The organism is Lachnoclostridium sp. An196 (genome assembly GCF_002160135.1).
Taxonomy (GTDB): domain Bacteria; phylum Bacillota; class Clostridia; order Lachnospirales; family Lachnospiraceae; genus Hominiventricola; species Hominiventricola avistercoris.
This window is the reverse complement of the sequence record NZ_NFJZ01000001.1, coordinates 423,412-444,335: the sequence shown is the minus strand read 5'-3', so window position 1 is coordinate 444,335 and position 20,924 is coordinate 423,412. Positions and strand designations below refer to the sequence as shown.

The following is a 20,924-nucleotide window of genomic DNA, read 5'->3' as shown; positions in this document are numbered from 1 at the left end:
TCAAAGAGGCAGTATACGGTCAGTATTCAAACATTTTATTTACCAGAGTTTTCTTGTCTGTTCCTGTCCGCGGCATATATCTGCGGATCACCTGCTGAGAAGACGCGAACCCCATCAGTTCCGCTATCATGTCCGAGCTGGCCCCTGCCTGCACTGCGTGAACTGCATATGTATCTCTCAGCATCCGGGGAGTCACCTTTCCCAACCCGCAGGACTGGGCCCTGCGCATCAACGCCGCACGCATCCGGTCTATGCGGACCGGCTCGTTCTCCGACTGACTCAGAACAAATTCTTCCGGACCGCCCCGATATTGTCTGCGCGTATTCTCCAACTGTTTCAGCAGAGAGTCCGGCACAGGAATGTTCCTTTTTTTTCGGCCTGTCAAAGGCTCCAGTTCATATCTGCGATTTTCCTCCGGCCCGGAATCCCGTTTTACTGCAAGGAAATATTCCAGATGAAATTCTCCGTTTTCAAAGTCCACTTCTCCCCAGCGGAGGGCGGCTGTCTCGCTCAGCGTCATTCCGGTATACAGGATCATCTCAAAACCTAACCCCAACGGATATCCGTCTTTTCCCTGATATGCACATAATACCGGCATTAATACCTTAAGCTGATTTTCATCCAGCCAGTCTTTTTCTTCCCATACATTTCTCCCCTGCAGAATCCATGAGGACTCTGTGCAGGGATTCCTGTCAATCAGACTGCTTTTCTGAGCGTCCCTCATACAGCCGCTTAAAACAGACAACGTATTCCTCACTGTGCCTTCTGTCATACATCCGTTCTGTGTCCCCGAGACGGGCGTTACCCGCAAAGTTTCCAGCCATTGGCCGATCACTTTCTCAGTCATATCACACAGGCGTATTTTCCCCAAAGAAGGCAGAACATGTCGTTCCATCGTCTCAGCATACATGCAGATCGTCGTTTCCTTCACCACATTCGGCAATACGCTGCGAATCCATACATATACCCACTCTTCCAGAGTTTCTATGGCAGAGAGATTGCCATGACGGAACGCCGCCATTTTTTCTTCGATCTTCTCATCATATTGACGCTCCAGATAATCTTTTCGTCCCCGCACCGACAATCGGTCACATCCGCAGCTGACGACTTTTCCGCTTTTCAGATCCCGTGTTGCGATACTTTTCTCCCGTCCGCAGTCACACCGGCAAATTACCTTCTGTAGCGTCGTATGATTATCCAAATCTTCAGCGATTACAGTCAGTTTTCCAAACCGTTTCCCGATCATCTGATCCGGGGTAGAACGAATGCAGCCGCAGCTTTTCCTGCGGCCGCTCTTTAACAGATATCCCTGTGCGATGCAGGTATTTCCGCAGTCACACCGGCATTTCCAGAGTGAGATTCTTTGTCTGCCTGTCTGGCCGTAGCCGGCAAAGCCGGCTACAACCAGTTTCCCAAACCGTTTCCCTGTAATATCTTTCACGGTTCTTGGCATCTTTCTTACTTCCTTTGTACTTTATTTCGTAAGTTTTCTCTTTTTATATACAATAACTCCGCATGCTCCCAGAGCGGCCACTGCGACAGCTGCCAGAACTATATACAGTGTAAGGTTGCCGGTATCCCCTGTTTTAGCGGATCCGACCTGCTGCGGTGTGGAGGCCGCGCTTCCTGTACTGCCGTCGCCGCTTCCGCTGCTTCCGCTTCCGCCGTGACTACCGCTTCCGGATTTCACCTGCCGGTTCGTAATCACGATATCCGCTGTAACGGCAGTCTTAGACACCGTCACCTGGCTTCCCTTCACATCAATCTGGTAGCCGAAGTCTTTTCCGCTGCTTACCACATTTCCGTCTTTATCCGTCTCCATTACATAGTAGGTACGGCTGCTTCCGTCTGCTGGCGTCTCCACGTTCACCGTCACGGTCACTTCGCTGGCATCTGTCAGTTTCAGTTCGATCACATTGCCGTAACGATTCTGATATTTGTCGTCCGTAAAGATAGATGCGTAGAAGGATGTGCTCACTTTCTTGGCTTCACCCTTATTCGTCTGCACTTTCTTGGTGATGTTCAGTGTGGCGGTTCCTGCGGTCGGCTCCTCGGGTACGGGAGTCTCGGGAACGGTGTAGCTGACGGTGGGTTTATTAAACTCCTCCGGAGTTCCCTCGTTTCCGTTGCTGTCTACCGGATACAGCGTCGCGCTGTTGTTGGTATAAAGTCCTGCGTACTGCTCGCTTCCGTCTGCATCGTACTGGCCGTAGGTGCCTGCTGCCGTTTTCGGATTTGTCAGTTTTACGGAGTAGGTCAGCTGGACCGGCGCGAAATTGGAAACCGGTACATTGATGTCCCAGACGAAACATTCGCCATACGTTGTTCCTTTAATCGCTGCTCCATCTGCGTAATAATGCAATACATACGGGGCCTCGGCGCCATTTGTCGCTTCTACGCCAGGACTTGTAAATGTATAGCGGGCAGTCTCTCCTTCTCCCAGGTTTCCAGTACTTACAGCCGTTGTATATACTGTACCTCCTACTGTCAGGACTAAATTCTCTGCTTCGTTAACAAAATCAAAGTTATAGTCGTCTCCGGAACCAATCTCATCGATTACTGTACTACCTGTATCCAGAAGATAATAAATATCATTCTTAATGGTATCAAAGCTGACTTCCTCTCCTCCTGCAAGATACTCCATAAAAGAAGTAGCCCATGGATAAGATGCCGCCGCGCTCGACTGCGCTCCCATTGCATAACAATGATATTTAGAAGCTGCTTCCTGATAAGTCTGATACGTTAAGTAAAGTGCTTTATCAATAGACATCGCATGATTTCCGCGATCATCATAGTGGATGTAACTGTCACTTCCATCTGGAGGATATGGCTCTCTATACGTGTCATCATATTTTCCATTATCCGTCTGAATAAGCCCCTCTATTTCTCCCAGCCATGCAGACCAGTCATCAGGCGCATCACTATTTCCATATTTTGTTACCCAGTTATCCGGTCCGGGGAAGACATTTGTATAATCGCCATTCTCAAGTCCGATCGCTGTTGGATTCTCGTTATATATGTAGGTAATGCCGTCACTTACAAATACCAGATACTTGCGGCTGTCATCTACATCGCTGTCCTTTTCCAGCATATCAATGCCAGCCAACAGACCTGCATGCGTATTGGTTCCACTGCTGATCGTCGTTCGAATTGCAGTTTCTATGCCGCTCATTGTACTGTCAGTTAGTTCTGTCAGTTCAAGAACATTATTCGCTTCTTTATTAAAGATAACTACCCCGACTTTTACTGCTGCACCTGTGTTTTTCAGCTGTGTATTCAAATCATTCAGCATTTCAATGGCCTGATCTTCAACATCGGCACTGGTGGATTTATCCAACACAAATACAACATCTGATACAAGTTTTTCTTCTGCGGACGGCAATGACAATGTTACCTTGGATTCATAACTCTCATCTAAATTTGCAGCCTCTTTAGATTTCGATCTTTCCCATTCCGGCACCCCAGGTGTTGGATCTGGATCAGGAGTAGGCTCCGGGTCGGGTGTTTCATCAGTAACCCAGTAAATCATGTCTTTAAACCAGGTAAAGGTCAGTAAAAAATTATCGCGATCATCAACTCCAAACCTTAAAATGTTGGAACCTTCTTCATTAGCTTTGTCAATGGCCTCTTGGATTTGCTCTGCAGCATCCTCCGGATTTCCCCCGCCTACAGGATCTTCTTTTCCGGTCCACTGCCAATAACCCTTCTCATTTTCAGGTGCTGTATAATTCGCGTGCATTTCTATTTGGCCAGATACTTTACTTCCAGTGACCACAAATGTATTCTTGTTTATGGTATTGTCCGTAAATACGTTATCTGACGTCCCGGCATTATCCTCAAGATTTACAAGTCCAACAATGGCGTTCTCAAAAGTATTTTCCTCAATGTTGATGGTATATCCATCACTTTCATGTCCTTCATTCTCAACATACAGGTCTTCGAAATACGCTTTATTATATAAAGTGCTGTTGCCTATTACGTTGTTGCCAATGAAGTTGTATGTACCACTCTGATCATTTTCATCAGCATTTCCTGCATATTCATGAACAGCGAAACTGCAGTCAATAAAATCATTATCCAAAATATTTACTGTGTCAACATCTGCATTATCGGACTGTCCCCGAATAGCTTCCATTAGATTAGTAAATGTACACCCTTCTATCGTGAATGAATCGAAGGAGCTGATTGAAATACCCACATTGCCATTTGCCTGTCCGCTCATATTGTCATTGCCGACAAAAGTACAATTCTGTACTGTAAAATTATCAGCCTGTTCCGTACTTTCGCTATGATTGGAAACTGCAGCTCTCATATGATGCGTCCCATCATCACCATCACCAATTTTAAAAGTAAGGCCCTCCAGGACAACATTATTCGCGTTCCACAACTGGACTCCGCCGGTATCCGGCGTACCTCCTCCAAATGTTACGCCTTCTGGTACAAAACCATTCAAAGTTTTAATTGTTACATTTGCGTCCTTCGCAGTTTTTACTGTAAGTCCATTTAGTCCGCTCAGTACAACAAACCTTTCATATTCACCACTTTCAACAATAATCGTCCAGTCCTCTTTATCTGTCTGTTCGTTTATAAAATTGATAGCAGATTGAATATCCGTATATACTCCTGACTCTGCAGCTTCTAAACTAGCATCAACAGACAATGTTCTGCTACTGATGTACTCAGGCACTTCTTCATTTGCAGAATTCTCTGCGCCAGCTGACATTAAATCTATATTTGATGGTTCCGTCATCGTGCTTTCCGGCACTGCAACTATTGGTTCTTCCACTGCTTCTTCTGTCAATTCCGCTTCCGTTTTTTCTGAAGTTTCCGTAGAAGGCTTTGTCTCCTGCACTGGCGTTTCTTCTGGTTCAGCCACAGGTTCTTGCGTAGTCTCAGATTTTGATTCTGTATCCGTTACCACATTTGTTCCTTCTGCCGGCTCTGTTTCCACTGCTGACTCTTCCTCAGCTGACGGAGCCACAGCCCCCGAATCGTTCTCGTCTGTTGGTTCTTCCGTAACCGTCATCTCCTCACTGGAAGGTTGTTCAGCTTCTGTTACTTCGCCAGCAGCCTCTTCAGATTGCTCAACCTCGTCCACAGCCGGCCCCGCTTCTTCAACCGGTTCGGCTTCTTCTGTTGCATCGATCGTCTGAATCTGATCAGCAGACCCATTGTCTTCCGTCGCATACGTCATAAATCCGCTCTGTGCAACAAGAACAACAGCCAACAGCATTGCCATGAACTTTTTCATCCTGTTCATTTTTTTCCTCCTTCATAAACTCTTTCTCTCTGGAGGAATTCATAGGATTTTGGTATACTTTTAAAAAAATTTCATAGAATACCTAATTCTGTGAAAGCGGGATGATCTTGTTCATCTGTGTCTGTTTGTATTCAAATGAGGAATGAAAATAGTATTCCATCGTAATCTTGATATCGAAATGGCCCAGTATTTCGCTCAGAGTCTTCATATCCCATCCAAGCGTCACGCATCTGGTTGCGAAAGTATGGCGCAGACAATGGAAATTCAGATATGGAACTCCGATTTTCTGCAGCATTTTCTGATAATGATACTGAAGTGTCCGGGGCTCCATGGGCGTGTATATTTCATTGTTCAGGACGTATGCATGCTCAGCTTCATGCGGAAACTGTCCCAGATATTTTATGAGAAAAGCAGGCAGCGGGATCAGCCGGTTGGAGGCGGCGCTCTTTGGATGGGAAACCAGGAGCTTTGTTCTCGCATCCCCGCTTTTATTCGTGGTATTCAGACGCTGAACTGTCTTGTTGACATACAGTGAATTCGTCTCAAAGCTGATATCTTCCCACTGCAGCGCGCAGATTTCGCCGAGTCTCAGACCTGTGAACAGCGCCAGCATGACAGCCAGGGAGCATTCATCGTCATGATGCAGCACATAGTCTTCGATCTTTCTTTGGTGCTCCTGGGAAAATACCTGCACCACCCTCCTCGTACGCGCCAGTCTGGGGCGGATATAATATCTTTGATCCAGTATGCGGGAATCATATGCATAATCCAGCGTATTATTCATGATCATAAATATGGTTCTCTGGTTTCCTACAGATAAGGGTCTCTTTGAAGTGCTTTCTTTCTGATGAATAACACTGCAAAAACGGTGCAACTGGTTATTATCTAATTCTTTGCATGTAATTGTGTCAAAATATGGCACAATATAATTTCTGGCCAGCTGCTCATACTTTACATATGTTGACCTGGCGATTCTCGGTTCCACAGAAGCCAGCCACTCGTTTACAAGTCCGGATACTTTTCTGCTCTCGTTCATTTGTCTTCTCCTTTCTTCTACCCGTGAAATACTTTATTTTGACCAAAAACACCCTATTTTTCCATTGATTTTTTCCACTTTTTGGTGTACTATTTAGGAGGGTTTTCATAGTATTAGGTATTCCACGAAACAGTTTCCGCGTCCGGAGACTGTTTTTTATTTTAACTGCATAAAAAACGAGAAATGACAAATCAACATAAAAAAGGCTTCCGCAGATTTCAGTTTCTGCGGAAGCCCTGCTTCTTTTTTATTCCATTTTAACTGTCTTACTGTTTGCAGTCCTTGATGGAGAAGCTTACGCGTCCCATCTTGTCTTTGCCAAGGCATACCACCTTTACCACGTCTCCCAGAGTCAGCACGTCTTCCACGCGGTTGATTCTCTCTTTCGCGATCTTGGAGATATGAACCATGCCTTCCTTGCCCGGAGCGAACTCCAGGAATGCGCCGAATTCTTTGATGCTGACCACTTTACCGGTGAGCACCTGGCCCTCCTCGAAATCGGTCACGATGATCTCGATCAGTTCTTTTGCCTTATCCATCATCGCCTGGTCGGTACCGCAGATAGATACTGCTCCGTCGTCGTCGATATCGATCTTCACGCCGGTCTGCTCGATGATGGCATTGATGGTCTTTCCTCTCTGGCCCACCACATCGCCGATCTTCTGCGGATCGATCGTCATCTGGATGATCTTCGGCGCGTACGGTCCAACCTGCGGACGCGGTTCAGCGATCGCCTTCTTCATACAGTTGTCCATGATGAAGAGTCTCGCTTCACGGCACCTGGCAATGGCGCCCTCCACGATCGGGCGGGTCAGTCCATGGATCTTGATATCCATCTGGATCGCCGTGATGCCGTCGGTGGTGCCTGTTACCTTGAAATCCATGTCGCCGAAGAAATCTTCCAGTCCCTGGATATCCGTCAGAAGGACAAAATCATCGTCTGTATCGCCGGTCACCAGACCGCAGGAAATACCTGCCACCATCTTCTTGATCGGTACGCCTGCAGCCATCAGGGACATACAGGAAGCACAGGTGGACGCCATAGACGTAGAACCGTTGGATTCAAAGGTCTCCGACACGGTACGGATCGCGTACGGGAACTCTGCCTCGCTGGGAAGTACCGGGATCAACGCTCTCTCTGCCAGAGCGCCATGTCCGATCTCACGGCGTCCCGGTCCTCTGGACGGCTTGGTCTCGCCTACCGAGTAGCTCGGGAAATTGTAATGATGCATATATCTCTTGCTGACTTCATTCTCATCCAGTCCGTCCAGTCTCTGCTGTTCGGAAAGGGGAGCCAGCGTACACACGTTACAGATCTGGGTCTGTCCGCGGGTAAACATGGCGGAACCGTGTACGCGCGGGATAATATCCACTTCTGCCGCCAGCGGACGGATCTGCGTAATCTCACGGCCGTCCGGACGCTTATGATCTTTCAGGATCATCTTGCGGACTGTCTTCTTCTCATACTGATAGATAGCCTCGTCCAGAACTGCCAGCCACTCTTCATTTTCGGCGAATGCCTCCTGCAGCTTCTCGGTCAGGGCGCGGATATTGCCCTCTCTGGTCTGTTTGTCATCCGTGAACACGGCCTCCTCCATCTCTGCCGGGGGAACGATCTCTTTGATCGCCGCAAACAGTTCTTCCGGAATCGCGCAGCTCTCATAGGTATGTTTTTCCTTGCCTGCTTCCGCTACGATCTGATCGATGAATTTAATGATCGTCTGGTTGACGTCATGCGCCATATAAATGGCCTCGATCATTTTCTCCTCCGGAATCTCATTGGCTCCGGCCTCGATCATGATGACCTTTTCTCTTGTGGAAGCCACCGTCAGATTGAGATCTCCCTCTTTCCACTGAAGCTGGGACGGATTGATGATGAACTCACCGTCGACCATTCCCACCTGAGTCATAGCGCAGGGACCGTCAAAAGGTATATCAGAAATACTGGTCGCGATGGCGGCGCCCAGCATGGCTACAAGCTCCGGACGGCACTCCGGGTCCACGCTCATGACCATATTGTTAAGCGTCACATCATTGCGGTAATCCTTCGGAAACAGCGGTCTCATAGGACGGTCGATCACACGGGAAGTCAGGATCGCGTTCTCGGACGCTTTTCCTTCACGCTTGTTGAATCCTCCCGGGATCTTTCCTACCGCGTACATTTTTTCCTCATAATCCACACTCAGAGGGAAGAAATCAATACCCTCTCTCGGTTTTTCAGAGGCAGTCGCCGTGGACAGCACTACCGTATCTCCGTAGTGCATGAAAGCCGCGCCGTTCGCCTGAGCTGCCACACGGCCGATATCCACTCTCAGAGTTCTGCCTGCCAGTTCCATTGTGTAACTTTTGTACATACTAACTGTATCTCCTTTCTGTCTTATCTGTAGAAGATACCGAAACTACTGAAAAATGCAAATCCGTACTTTTTGCACTTTTCAGTGGTCTCGGAGATTATCTTCTGCCAGATAAATTTAAATTTTCACGAAAACAGGGCGGAGGAACCCTCCGCCCTTATGACTGTTATTTTCTCAGTCCAAGTTTTGCGATCAGCGCACGGTATCTCTCGATATCGATTTTCTTCAGGTATGCAAGCATACCACGTCTCTGACCTACCATCTTCAGAAGTCCTCTTCTGGAATGATGATCCTTCGGGTTTGCTTTCAGGTGGTCAGTCAGCTCCTGAATCCTTGCGGTCAGGATAGCAACCTGAACTTCCGGTGAACCGGTGTCGCCCTCAGTGCGTCCGTATTCTGCGATAATCGCCTGTTTCTTCTCTTTGGAAATCATGTGTTTCTCCTCCTTTTTCTCCTTAACGCCAGTCATTAAGAACCGGTCGGAGTATCCTGATCCTGAATGACGGCTGAATTCATACTTTATAACAATAGCATAAACCCTATCTTTTGTAAAGTCGTTTTTTCTTACTTCCAGCAGGGCGGCAGCTTCGGATCATTTACACGTACGGGTTCCGGATACGTTTTTCCAAAAAGCTCTACCTCCACGTGATCGATCACCTGCGGCTCCACGGGACGGTTCACTTCCACTCCTTCAATAGGGAAATCCGTCACCGGCACCGTCTCTACCTTTTCCAGCCGGTAAAGCTCGTCCATGCCTTCCAGAACTTTTCCGAATACCGGATAGATTCCTTTATGCTCCGGGCAGTCCCTCAGCGGGAAGAAAAACTCACATCCGGCAAGCCCGGCTTCTCCATAACCGCCCATACAGACCGCTCCCGGATGAGAATCCATCGGTTCAATCTCCGGATGCAGTTCAAACTCATTGGGAATCAGATACCGGCAGGCTTCCTGTCCGAAGGCTGTATAACTCACATCGATCCAGTTGCCCGGCACAATTCTTTCGATGGCGTGATGATCCATATAACCTCCCAGCGCCGCGAAAAGGAAACTGTTCACCGTGTTGGGCGCCGCATCCGGCAGAAGTTCCATCACGATTTTAGAACCATTGGCCATGTGCAGTGTCACTCTCGGATTCACCCGATCACCTCCAGATCTTTGGAGTAATGGTTCAGCACCTCGCAGCCGTCTTCTGTCACCAGAACCAGATCCTCCACCCGGACTCCGGTATCGCCGGACAGATAGATTCCCGGCTCAATCGAAAAGATCATGCCCGGCTCCGCCTTCCAGTTATTGGCGGAGGACACATCTCCATACTCATGCTCGGCAAGGCCGATAAAATGCCCCAGCCGATGCGTGAAATATTCGCCGTATCCCGCATCCGTGATCAGATCACGGGCTGCTCCGTCCAGTTCGCAGAGCGGCACGCCCGGCCGGATCATAGAGATCGCCTTCTCATTGGCGCTGCGCACGATATCATAGATCTTCCGGCGCTCCTCACTGACTTCTTTATAATAAAAGGTTCTTGTCATATCCGAGCAATATCCGTCCTTGATACAGCCCACATCAAACAGCACACAGTCTCCCGGTTTCACAGCCGTATTATCCGGCGCATGATGCGGATCCGCCGCATTGGCGCCAAAAGCCACCAGCGGTTCAAAAGAAAATCCGTCCGCTCCCAGATCCTGATAGATCTTCAGCATCTGATCCGCCGCCTCTTTCTCCGTCACGCCTTCATGAATCAGCGTCTTGAACTGCGCCATCGCACGGTCATTGATCAGGGAAGCCGTCCGCATCAGTTCCTGTTCTTCCGCGTCTTTCACGCCCCTGGTCCGGTCTGCGGCAACAGAAGCGTTTATAAATCCCGCCGCTGCCCTCCGGTCGATCAGCGGCAGAAGGAAGGAGGCGCGGAGATCTTTATCTACACCCAGAGGCGTGTTTTTATCCAGTCTCTCCGCGATCAGATCTGCCACCGGATCGGTATCAGAATACCATACCTTTTCAATCCCCACATCTTCCGGCACATGGAAGAGACGGTTCAGAAAATAGACATGCTTTCCGTCCGCTCTCAGATAGAGCCCGTAAAAACGTTCAAACGGCGCTATATAAACTCCCGTCAGATAGTAAATGGTCATGGGGTCCACAATCAGCATCTGGGACAATCCCATATCTTCAAGAGCTTTCAGTACACGATTCACTCTGTTCTGTTTCATAGCAAAGGCACCTCCTTTTAGAACTGTTTTCTCAGTTTCGGATCCAGGAGATCCCGAAGTCCGTCGCCGATAAAGTTGGCGCCCACGGCCATAGTGAAGATCGCCAGCCCCGGAAATCCGGCCACCCAGAATTTATTAAAATAATCCACGCCTTCAGAAACCATCATGCCCCATTCCGGCGTAGGCGGCGCGCTTCCCAGTCCCAGAAAACTCAGGGTGGAGAACATCAGGATCTGATTTCCGATATCTGTGGTCGCCATGATCAGCACCGAGCTGATGCTGTTCGGTATGATCTCTTTGACCAGAATACGGAGTCTCGACGCTCCCAGAGCTTCCGACGCCGTCACATATTCGTTTTCTTTCACGCTCAGCACCACGCTGCGCATCAGACGCGCGTAAGTCGGCCAGGCCACCACTACCAGCGCGAACATGGTGTTGAACAGGTTGGAACCCAGCACCGCGTTGATGATCATGGCAAGGACCAGCGACGGAAAGGAAAGAATCATCTCGGAGATTCTCATCATGATATTGTCCGTCCTGCCCCCCACATATCCGGCGATGGCGCCGTAGAAGGTGCCGATGATCCCCGCGATCACCACAGTCAGACATCCCGCCAGCAGCGAGTATCTTCCACCGTAAATGACACGGCTGAATATGTCCTGTCCGAAAGTATCCGTTCCGAACCAGTGTTCCGCTGACGGCGGCTGCAGGCGGAGCGTCAGATCCTGGGCAATCGGGTCATACGGCGCGATCACCGGCGCAAAAATCGCCGCCAGGATCCACGCCAGGCAGATAACCACGCCCAGAGTAAACAGGTAATTGGATTTAAACAGTTTTTTAATCGCATGCAGCATTACTTACACCTCACTCTCGGGTCGATCAGTCCATACAGGATGTCCACCACCGTATTGATCACCATATAATTCAGCGCGATCAGCAATGCCACACCGATGATCGAGGGATAATCCGCCGACATGACCGATTCATAGGCGAACTGTCCCACTCCGGGCCAGTTGAAGATCGTCTCCACCAGCACCATGCCGCCCAGCAGATTGCCCAGGCCCAGACCGATCACGGTCAGAACCGGGATCAGCGCGTTGCCCAGGGCATGGCGCAGGATCAGCTTCGCCCTGCCAAGACCCTTTGCCTTTGCAGTACGGATATAATCGGTGGACATCACATCCAGCAGATTGGAACGGGTCGTCCTGGTGATCAGGCCCATGGTAAACATGGCAAGCACCAGCGCCGGCAAGAACAGATGGCTGAGCGCATCCAGCGCCTTCGCCGGATTTCCTTCCAGCAGACTGTCAATTACATACATTCCCGTCACCGTGGCAGGAGCCGAGAATGTGTTGCTCAGGCGTCCCGGGCCCGGGAAGATATGCAGCTTATAATAGAAAAAATACAGCATCAGCAGCGCGAACCAGAAACTGGGAATGCTGACGCCCGTCACTGAGATCGCGCGCACGATCTGATCCAGGATACTGTTTCTGCGGATCGCGGAAATCACTCCGAACAGAATCCCCAGCAGCGCGGCGATAATGATCGCAAACAGGGCCAGTTCGATTGTAGCCGGATAGCAGCGCAGCAATTCCTGCAGCACCGGATTGTTGGTACGGATCGACGTACCCAGATCAAACTGCAGCAGATTTCTGATATACAGAAAATACTGGACAATATACGGTTGATCCAGCCCGTACCTGGCGCGGTAAGCCGCCACGATTTCCGGATCGCTCAATGCTCTCTGGCTTAGATTCGCCACTGTCGGATCTCCCGGAATCATCTTGGTCAGGATGAATACCAGCGTCGCCACTCCCAACAGCATGACGACCAGATACAGCAGCCGTTTCCCTATGAATTTCAACTGTTCCATACAGCACCTCTCTTTTTCTTTTGAAAATCTGCCTGTCGGATCTTTCCGTCAGCGCAGGGCATCCCTGCATTCACGGCAGGACCCGCCGCGCGCCGTCCGCAGGGAGAGCCCGCTTTTGCGCGGACTCTCCATTTATAAGACGGTTTATTCTGCAATATTGATCAAAGTCAGGTCCAGAGAGTAGGGATCAGAGATCGCTACGCCCTCAAGCCTGGTATTATATGCGATATGAGCCGGAGCCTGCACCACAAAGATAAACGGTCCGTCCTCATACATCGCGTCCTGGATCTGCTCCAGAACAGCGATACGCGCGTCGTTGTCGGTTGCGTTCAGAGCCTCGTCATACAGAGCTGCCAGTTCCGGATCCATATCCTCTCTCCAGCCTGCACGCACGCCTACCGTTTTGCCCGGAAGGAACTCAATCTGTACGTTCGGATCGTTGTAGTCGGTTGCCCAGTACATCACGGTGAATCCCAGCGTTCCGTCGCGGTAAGCGTCGCCATATCCTGCCGCCCACGGCTGGGATACGATATTTACGTTGATGCCGATCTGCGCCAGGTCAGATTTCACAAGCTGCGCCAGGTCGGTCAGAAGGATGCCCTCCATATCCAGATCGCACACGGTCAGATCGATGTCGAATCCGTCTGCATATCCTGCCTCTGCCAGCAGTTCTTTGGCTTCTTCCACATTGGTGTAATCCGTAGGTCTTTCTCCCTTGCTTCCCATGAAACCTACCTGAATCAGAGAATACGGAGTCGTAGAACCTTCGCCGCAGATGGTCTGGAAGTTCTCATAGTTCAGCGCCTTGCGGATCGCCTGCTGTACCAGCGGATTGGATACCGGTCCGCCGTACTCTTCATTCATGTTCATCATCACAAATCCTACGGTCTTGGTTGCGCCATTGATGATCTGGATGTTCTCCTGGCCTTCCAGCTCCGCCATGGTATCGTCGGTCATGTTCATGGCCACATCGATATCTCCGGTGGACAGCGTCATCATCTGGGTATTGGAATCCGGCTGGATCTGAATGATATATTTATCCACATTGGTAGCCTCTCCCCAATAGTTCGGGTTCTTCTCCAGCACCACTTCCTGATCCGGAATGTAGCTGGTCATCACATACATACCGGAACCTGCGCTGGTAGTATTCAGATAAGCCTGCGCGGTATCTGTAGAGGACGCGTCCTCCGCATCCGTACCGCCGTTCGCCTTTACAACTTCGCTGTCCAGCACAGCCAGGGAGCTGTAAGTCAGTTTGGACAGGAAAGCGCTGTCCGGCTGGGTCAGGTGAAATACTACCGTATAATCATCCGGTGTTTCGATGCTCTCGATCGTGTCGCAGATGAAAGACGGATTGCCCTGCAGGTTCTTGCAGCGGTTGATGCTGAACGCCACGTCAGCGGACGTCATGGGATTGCCGCTGGCAAACGTTACGTTCTGTTTCAGATTCACCGTCAGAGTCAGGTTGTCGTCGGAAAACTCATACGTATCGGCAAGACACGGTTCCGGCGCGCCATCGTTGCTATAGAACTTGAACAGGTTCTCATAACATGCGTTCATAATCAGCGGCGGATATTTTTCATATACATAACCCGGATCCAGAGTGGAAAAACCGGATCCCATAGCCACTACCACCGTATTGGAGCCATCTGAAGAGCTTCCGGAAGCAGTGTCTTCCGTCGTTCCTTCTGCTGCCGGTTCACTGCTGTCGGCCGAATCGCTGCTGCTTCCGCAGGCAGCGGTCGTAAGGGCCATAGCCAGACACAGCACCGCAGCCAAAAGTTTCTTTTTCATAACAAAACCTCCTTAAATCTATTGAGACGCCGGTTATCCGGCAGTATCTCCTCTCTACGCGTCGTATAGATGACAGGCGACCAGATGTCCAGGAGCGATCTCCCGAAGCGCAGGTTCTTCCGCTTTGCAGCGGTCGCAGGCCTTCGGGCAGCGCGTATGGAATCTGCACCCGGACGGCGGATCCGTCGGGCTGGGGACTTCTCCTTCCAGATGAATTCTTTCTTTCCGGTCCTCCTGATTTACCTGGGGAATCGCGGAAAGCAGCGCTTCCGTATAAGGATGATAACGCTTTTCATACAGCTGATCATAATCGGCGATCTCCACCATCTTTCCCAGATACATAACTCCCACCCGGTCGCTGACCTGATACACCACATTCAGATTGTGGGAAATAAAGAAATAGGTCAGCCCCAGTTTCTGCTTCAGTTCCTGCAACAGATTCAGCACCTGCGCCTGCACCGACACATCCAGCGCCGAGACTGCCTCATCGCATACGATCAGATCCGGTTTCAGCGCCAGCGCCCTTGCGATCCCGATCCTCTGTTTCTGACCGCCGGACAGTTCGTGCGGATAACGGCTCAGATGATAAGAATCCAGACCGACCAGCTGCAGAAGTTCCATAATCCGCGCCTCCACATCCTGGTCTTTATCCATCTTGTGTATTTCAAACGGCTCCATCAGAATCTGGCGCACCGTTCTTCTCGGATTCAGACAGGCTGACGGGTCCTGGAAGATAATCTGCATCTTCCGACGCATGGCTTTCAGATCTGCGCCCTTCAGTTTGGATATGTCTTCTCCGTTCAGATAAATATGTCCGTCCGTCGGATCGATCAGGCGGATCAGCGTGCGTCCCAGCGTACTTTTGCCGCAGCCGCTTTCTCCAACCACACCGAAAGTCTCGCCTTTCCGGATGTCAAGACTTACATCGTCCACCGCCTTGACGGTTCCGTCCTTTCGGCTTTTTCCTTTAAAATATACTTTTACATGATCCGCTCTTACAAGCGTTTCTTTTTCATTTTCCGCCATCGTCCGGACCTCCCGTCTTCTCTTCTTCTCCGGCATACAGCCAGCACCTGACCAGGCGCTCCTCTCCCATGTGCACTACCGGGGGTTCCTGTTTCTTGCATATCTCCGATGCATGCGGGCATCTGGGCCAGAAACTGCATCCTTCGATCTTTTCCGTAGGATTCGGCACCATGCCTTCGATGGTCTGCAGCGGCTTTCTCTCTTTTGTGATCGCAGGAATCGCGCTCATAAGTCCCACTGTGTACGGGTGCTTCGGATCCCGGAACAGATCTCTGACCGGAGCCTGCTCCACGATATGGCCCGTATACATCACGATCACTGTATCGCACAGCTCGCTCACCACACCCAGATCATGGGTGATGAAAAGCACGGCAGTGTTCATCTCCCGGTTCAGGTCCCGGATCAGATCCAGAATCTGCGCCTGAATCGTCACATCCAATGCCGTCGTGGGTTCATCGGCGATCAGGATCTGCGGCTGACAGGCCAGCGCCATGGCAATCATCACACGCTGACGCATACCTCCGGACATCTGATGCGGATACTCATGAGCTCTCACTTCCGGATTGGCGATTCCCACTGCCCTCATCATATTCACAGCTTCCTGCATGGCCTCTTTTTTGTTCATACCCCTATGAAGTCTCAGAGACTCCGCGATCTGCTTTCCGCACTGGATAATAGGATTCAGAGAAGTCATAGGTTCCTGAAAAATCATGGACACCTCGTTTCCCCGCAGTTTCTGCATCTCTTTTTCGGAAAGTTTAACCAGATCCTTCCCTTTATACAGGATCTCGCCTCCCGTAACCCGTCCGGGCGGATTGGGAATCAGCTGCAGAACCGCCAGAGACGACACGCTCTTGCCGCTTCCGCTCTCTCCCACGATTCCCAGCTTCTCTCCTTTATGTAAGGTATAGTTCAGATGATCGACCGCCTGTACTTTTCCTTCGACCGTCTGAAATTCCACACACAGATCTTTGATTTCCAATACTGTCTCTGACTGCTTCATGATTTCCTCTCGTTCTTTTCCACTGTACTTCTGTATGGCCTGACCATTGGACTCTGCTATCACTTTATCAGTTTAAATCAATAGCGCATACAATGTATAAAGCCGCGAATTCTTTCAACATAGTTACAAAGATATCACATTTTCCCTCACAATTCAATACACAGATTTCCATGTTCCCCTAAAAGAGATTAATTGCCAAAAATTTTCTGCGCATAAAAAACCTGCGGCAGTTCCGGATATCTTTAAATATAACACCGGAAGTATCCTGCCGCAGGGTATTTCTTTCTGTAATTATAGCAGCAATCAATCCTGAATCAGTCTGACCGCTTTCACCGGAGTTCTGTAGTTCACGCTGGAAATCGTGATGCCCACGCGCGCGTTGCTGGCGTGCACTACCTGTCCGCCGCCCACATAGAGAGCTACATGGTTGATACCGGAACCGTTTCCGTAGAATACCAGATCGCCCGGAAGCAATTCGCTGGTACCGATCGTCGTTCCGCAGTTCGCCTGCGCTCTGGAAGAATGCGGCAGGCTGATGCCGTAATGACTGAAGATAGACAGTACGAAGCCGGAACAATCCGCGCCATTCGTCAGGCTGGTGCCGCCCCATACATAAGGATTGCCGATAAACTGCTTCGCATAGTCGGAAATCGCCACGCGCACATCCGAGACGCCTTCGCCGTAGAGCAGCTCGGAAATCGTCAGCGCTTCGTCCAGCTGAGATCCCACTTCCACGTAATCTGTGGAAAGATATCCGGTCTCACCGTCCAGATCGATGCGAACCCATCCGTCCAACTCTTCCAGCACGTCAAAATTCTGTCCGGATCCAACCATATCCAGAATCTCGCACTCGGTATTCGGTTCTGTTCTCACTTTCAAACCGTCGGTGGTTACTTTTGCCACCTTTTTCAGCAGCGTGGACGCCTGCTGCAGCGCGTCTGTACCGGTCAGCACGTACTCTGCCTTGATATAGCCTTCCACTTCTCCGGATCTGATGTGAAGCCATTCGCCTTCCTCGCCAAGCACATCACAGCCAGCGTCTTTTCCGATCTTTCCAACGATCTTGCCGTCTGTGGAAGGGGTCTCGCGAATATTGACTTTTCCTTCGGAAACCGTTACGATACCCAGATTGGAATATCCGTCCAGATTGAATTCGGAGATCACGATATCGTTCATGGCTACTTCCAGGACTGAAGTATCTTCCACTGCCTCCAGATCCGCGGATATGCCGACCTGACTGCTGCTTCCCAGCGCTCCGGACGCCTGTACATCCATCGGCACGCATACAACCGCGGCTCCCATCAGGACCGCTCCCATGCTTCCGATCCATCTTTTATTTCTACTATTGAATACGAACATAGACAAACTCCTATAATTATTACAGAACTATTACATTTATTACATTTCGAATACAATTCTATAACACATAGGAGTTTTTGTCAATGTCTGATTCTATTTTTCTACTTCTTTCTACTACTTTGTGAGCTTATCTACCACCGCCATCAGCTCATCGATCTTCTCATCTCCGGTTCCTTCCAGAATAGCTTCTTTCACACATCCCTTCATGTGGGCACGTATGATTTCATTATTTACCTTCCGCAGGATGGCGTCTGTCGCCATGACCTGAGCCGATATATCCATGCAATACCGGTCTTCTTCCACCATGCGCAGAATCCCGTCGATCTGACCTTTCGCAGTCTTTAAGAGACGTTCAATCTTTTTCCGGTCCGCCTGCATGCCTCTCTCCTTACGCGATGCCGACGACCTGATAGCCTTCGTCTTCCACTGCTTTTTTCAGCGTGTCGTCGCTGACATCCCCGTCAATGGTCAGATAAGCCGCTTTGTCTTCCAGACTCACTTCAGCCTGTACGCCATCCAGCGCGTTCAGTGCCTTCTCCACTCTGCCGGTGCAGTGTCCGCACATCATGCCTTCAATCTTCATCGTCTTCTTCATTTTCTTTTCCTCCTTACGCTCTGTATTGTTTTCCAGTTCTGTATCCGGAACCCCGGTCTCTGCCTTTGCCGCAGGAACCGGGCATGCCGTCAATTCTTTTTTCTTTCGGAAAGAAGGACGGAATCCTTTCAGGCGCAGCGCGTTCGATACTACGAACACAGAGCTGAAGCTCATGGCCGCGCTTCCGAACATAGGACTTAACTGCCATCCCAGAAACGGGTAAAAGACTCCCGCCGCCAGCGGAATGCCCAGCGCATTATAAAAGAACGCCCAGAACAGATTCTCTTTAATATTCTTGATCACCGCCCGGCTGAGCTGGATGGCTGCCGCCGCGTCCAGCAGGTCGCTCTTCATCAGCACAATATCCGCAGATTCAATCGCCACATCCGTGCCTGCCCCGATCGCGATACCCACATCGGCTCTGGCAAGAGCGGGCGCGTCGTTGATGCCGTCGCCGACCATGGCCACCTTATGGCCTTCTTCCTGCAGCCTGCGCACTTCTCTTTCCTTATCCTGGGGAAGGACCTCCGCCACAACCCTGCTGATGCCCAGCTGTCTCTGAATCGCCTTTGCGGTCCGTTCGTTGTCGCCGGTAAGCATAACCACGGAAAGCCCCATCTTTTCCATCTCACGGATCGCCTGCGCGCTGGTTTCTTTCACCTGGTCAGCCGCGGCCACAAGTCCCAGGAGACGACCGTCCGCCGCGATATAGAGCGCTGTCTTTCCCGCTTCTGCCAGTAATCCGGCAGCCTCTTTTAAGTTCTCCGTACTGATGCCGTTTTCTTCCATCATCTTCCGGTTTCCCGCCAGTACTTTCCTGCCCCGGACTGTTCCCAGCACTCCCTGTCCTGACACAGCGGAAAAATCTTCTACCTTTTCCAGGGGTACGCCGCGTTTTTTCGCTCCGTCTACAATGGCTTCCGCCAGCGGATGCTCCGACGCCTGCTCCAGAGAACCGGCCAGCATCAGGAGTTCCTGCTCCTGTACGCCTTCCGCGGTCCGGATATCCGTCAGCTCCGGACGCCCCTGGGTGACGGTTCCCGTCTTATCCAGGACCACTGTGTCTACCAGATGGGCCGTCTCCAGGCTCTCGCCGGATTTAATCAGGATGCCCTGCTCTGCCCCGCGGCCGGTTCCAACCATGATTGCCGTAGGGGTAGCCAGGCCAAGCGCGCACGGACACGAGATCACGAGCACGGCGATTCCGGACGCCAACGCGAAGCTGAAACTCTGTCCTGCCAGCAGCCAGACCGCAATGGTAATCAGCGCGATCGTGATCACGACCGGTACGAAGATACCGCTTACTTTGTCCGCCAGTTTTGCGATAGGAGCTTTGGATCCTCCCGCTTCTTCCACCAGACGGATAATCTGGGAAAGCGTCGTATCTTCGCCCACCCGGTCTGCCTTCATATGAAAATATCCGGCCCTGTTCACAGTCGCTCCGGTCACCCGGTCTCCGGCTTTTTTCTCCACCGGAATACTCTCGCCGGTAATGGCAGATTCGTCCACCGTTCCTGTTCCTTCTATGAGAATACCGTCCACCGGTATCGACTGCCCCGGTTTTACAATGACTGTCTCGCCCAGCTGTACTTCTTCGGAAGGGATCTCCATCTCCCTGCCGTCCCGTAAGACCAGAGCAGTTTTAGGCGCCAGGTCCATCAACCTGGTCAACGCATCGGAGGTATGGCTCTTGGAGCGGCTCTCCATGTATTTCCCTATGGTCACCAGCGCAAGGATCATGGCCGCCGACTCGAAATACAGGTTCATCGCGCTCATGTGCGCCGCTTCCAGATTTCCTCTTCCCAGCTCATAGCCCATGACAAACAGCTGCGCGGCACTGTAGCCTGCGGCTGCCGTGGAACCCATCGCCACCAGCGTGTCCATATTGGGCGCGCCGTGAAGCAGAGACCGGAAACCGTTCTCATAATATTTTCGATTCAGATACATGACCGGAAGCGTCAGGAAAAGCTGGGTAAGCGCGAACACCATTACATTTTTCTCTCCCAGCAGAATCCCCGGCAGCGGCCATCCAAACATGTGTCCCATGGACACATACATCAGAACAAGCAGGAACGCGATCGACCATGCCAGACGGTGCTTCATCTTCCGCGCTTCGTCCGCGGTCTTCTTTTGAAGCTCATTCTTCTCCTTTGCCTGGTCTTTCTGTCCTCCGCGCACGGAAGCTCCGTATCCTGCCTCCTGCACGGCGTTTATGATTTTATCCGCGTCCGCAGCCCCCTGCTCGTATTCCACTTCCATGGTATTCTGGAGCAGATTGACCTGGACACGGTCTACGCCCGGCACTTTGCTGACTGCTTTTTCTACATGAGCGCTGCAGGCACTGCAGCTCATGCCGGTCACATCAAACTTTTGTTTCACCTGTGCCATCTCCTTTCAAACACCCCACCGGGGTG

At 50.8% G+C, this 20,924-nt stretch carries 15 protein-coding genes; all 15 read right to left on the bottom strand.

The genetic code is table 11. The features are described from left to right. Positions 1–19: 19 nt before the first annotated feature. Positions 20–1,453 carry a tyrosine-type recombinase/integrase gene (locus B5F29_RS01995; RefSeq protein ID WP_087152995.1) on the bottom strand — a complete coding sequence of 478 codons (1,434 nt, stop codon included), beginning with the start codon at positions 1,451–1,453 and terminating at the stop codon, positions 20–22. Between the two features lie 21 nt (positions 1,454–1,474). After that, the gene (locus B5F29_RS01990) at positions 1,475–5,260 is read right to left on the bottom strand and encodes a VWA domain-containing protein (RefSeq protein ID WP_087152994.1); all 3,786 of its coding nucleotides are present in this window, start codon (positions 5,258–5,260) and stop codon (positions 1,475–1,477) included. Positions 5,261–5,342: 82 nt separating this feature from the next. Beyond that, positions 5,343–6,296 (bottom strand): site-specific integrase, encoded by a 954-nt coding sequence (locus tag B5F29_RS01985; protein ID WP_087152993.1) that lies wholly within the window; start codon positions 6,294–6,296, stop codon positions 5,343–5,345. Positions 6,297–6,562: 266 nt separating this feature from the next. Beyond that, a complete protein-coding gene (locus tag B5F29_RS01980) occupies positions 6,563–8,650 on the bottom strand; it encodes a polyribonucleotide nucleotidyltransferase (RefSeq protein ID WP_087152992.1) in 2,088 nt (695 codons plus the stop codon). 166 nt (positions 8,651–8,816) lie between these two features. Continuing rightward, positions 8,817–9,083 (bottom strand): 30S ribosomal protein S15, encoded by a 267-nt coding sequence (rpsO, locus tag B5F29_RS01975; protein WP_087152991.1) that lies wholly within the window; start codon positions 9,081–9,083, stop codon positions 8,817–8,819. A 131-nt stretch (positions 9,084–9,214) separates the two neighbouring features. Beyond that, complete coding sequence (locus B5F29_RS01970) at positions 9,215–9,787, bottom strand: peptidylprolyl isomerase (RefSeq protein ID WP_087152990.1); 573 nt, start codon at positions 9,785–9,787, stop codon at positions 9,215–9,217. After that, a complete protein-coding gene (locus B5F29_RS01965) occupies positions 9,784–10,860 on the bottom strand; it encodes a M24 family metallopeptidase (protein WP_087152989.1) in 1,077 nt (358 codons plus the stop codon). The genes B5F29_RS01970 and B5F29_RS01965 overlap by 4 nt, the downstream gene beginning before the upstream one ends. Positions 10,861–10,877: 17 nt before the next feature. After that, positions 10,878–11,714, bottom strand: a complete 837-nt coding sequence (locus tag B5F29_RS01960) for an ABC transporter permease (protein ID WP_087152988.1) — start codon at positions 11,712–11,714, stop codon at positions 10,878–10,880. After that, entirely contained in the window at positions 11,714–12,733 is a 1,020-nt protein-coding gene (locus B5F29_RS01955; protein ID WP_087152987.1) for an ABC transporter permease, read from the bottom strand. Before B5F29_RS01955 ends, B5F29_RS01960 begins: the two co-directional genes overlap by 1 nt. 144 nt (positions 12,734–12,877) lie before the next feature. Then, entirely contained in the window at positions 12,878–14,527 is a 1,650-nt protein-coding gene (locus tag B5F29_RS01950; RefSeq protein WP_087152986.1) for an ABC transporter substrate-binding protein, read from the bottom strand. A 54-nt stretch (positions 14,528–14,581) separates the two neighbouring features. Then, entirely contained in the window at positions 14,582–15,553 is a 972-nt protein-coding gene (locus tag B5F29_RS01945) for an ABC transporter ATP-binding protein (protein ID WP_164488369.1), read from the bottom strand. Beyond that, positions 15,540–16,556: an ABC transporter ATP-binding protein gene (locus tag B5F29_RS01940; protein ID WP_087152984.1), complete on the bottom strand. Its 1,017-nt coding sequence runs from the start codon at positions 16,554–16,556 to the stop codon at positions 15,540–15,542. The genes B5F29_RS01945 and B5F29_RS01940 overlap by 14 nt, the downstream gene beginning before the upstream one ends. A 303-nt stretch (positions 16,557–16,859) precedes the next feature. Further along, positions 16,860–17,915, bottom strand: a complete 1,056-nt coding sequence (locus tag B5F29_RS01935) for a C40 family peptidase (protein WP_087152983.1) — start codon at positions 17,913–17,915, stop codon at positions 16,860–16,862. Positions 17,916–18,029: 114 nt separating this feature from the next. Then, positions 18,030–18,293 carry a metal-sensing transcriptional repressor gene (locus tag B5F29_RS01930; RefSeq protein WP_087152982.1) on the bottom strand — a complete coding sequence of 88 codons (264 nt, stop codon included), beginning with the start codon at positions 18,291–18,293 and terminating at the stop codon, positions 18,030–18,032. Between the two features lie 10 nt (positions 18,294–18,303). Next, positions 18,304–20,898, bottom strand: coding sequence for a heavy metal translocating P-type ATPase (locus B5F29_RS01925; protein ID WP_143449105.1), 2,595 nt, complete (start codon positions 20,896–20,898; stop codon positions 18,304–18,306). Positions 20,899–20,924 lie beyond the last annotated feature (26 nt).

Excerpts from the sequence above, each read along its gene's own strand:
- B5F29_RS01930 (WP_087152982.1), bottom strand. The coding sequence starts at position 18,293 with ATGCAGGCGGACCGGAAAAAGATTGAACGTCTCTTAAAGACTGCGAAA.
- B5F29_RS01925 (WP_143449105.1), bottom strand. The coding sequence starts at position 20,898 with ATGGCACAGGTGAAACAAAAGTTTGATGTGACCGGCATGAGCTGCAGT.
- B5F29_RS01955 (WP_087152987.1), bottom strand. The coding sequence starts at position 12,733 with ATGGAACAGTTGAAATTCATAGGGAAACGGCTGCTGTATCTGGTCGTC.
- B5F29_RS01990 (WP_087152994.1), bottom strand. The coding sequence starts at position 5,260 with ATGAACAGGATGAAAAAGTTCATGGCAATGCTGTTGGCTGTTGTTCTT.
- B5F29_RS01950 (WP_087152986.1), bottom strand. The coding sequence starts at position 14,527 with ATGAAAAAGAAACTTTTGGCTGCGGTGCTGTGTCTGGCTATGGCCCTT.
- B5F29_RS01945 (WP_164488369.1), bottom strand. The coding sequence starts at position 15,553 with ATGGCGGAAAATGAAAAAGAAACGCTTGTAAGAGCGGATCATGTAAAA.
- B5F29_RS01980 (WP_087152992.1), bottom strand. The coding sequence starts at position 8,650 with ATGTACAAAAGTTACACAATGGAACTGGCAGGCAGAACTCTGAGAGTG.
- B5F29_RS01995 (WP_087152995.1), bottom strand. The coding sequence starts at position 1,453 with ATGCCAAGAACCGTGAAAGATATTACAGGGAAACGGTTTGGGAAACTG.
- rpsO (WP_087152991.1), bottom strand. The coding sequence starts at position 9,083 with ATGATTTCCAAAGAGAAGAAACAGGCGATTATCGCAGAATACGGACGC.
- B5F29_RS01940 (WP_087152984.1), bottom strand. The coding sequence starts at position 16,556 with ATGAAGCAGTCAGAGACAGTATTGGAAATCAAAGATCTGTGTGTGGAA.
- B5F29_RS01935 (WP_087152983.1), bottom strand. The coding sequence starts at position 17,915 with ATGTTCGTATTCAATAGTAGAAATAAAAGATGGATCGGAAGCATGGGA.
- B5F29_RS01960 (WP_087152988.1), bottom strand. The coding sequence starts at position 11,714 with ATGCTGCATGCGATTAAAAAACTGTTTAAATCCAATTACCTGTTTACT.
- B5F29_RS01985 (WP_087152993.1), bottom strand. The coding sequence starts at position 6,296 with ATGAACGAGAGCAGAAAAGTATCCGGACTTGTAAACGAGTGGCTGGCT.
- B5F29_RS01965 (WP_087152989.1), bottom strand. The coding sequence starts at position 10,860 with ATGAAACAGAACAGAGTGAATCGTGTACTGAAAGCTCTTGAAGATATG.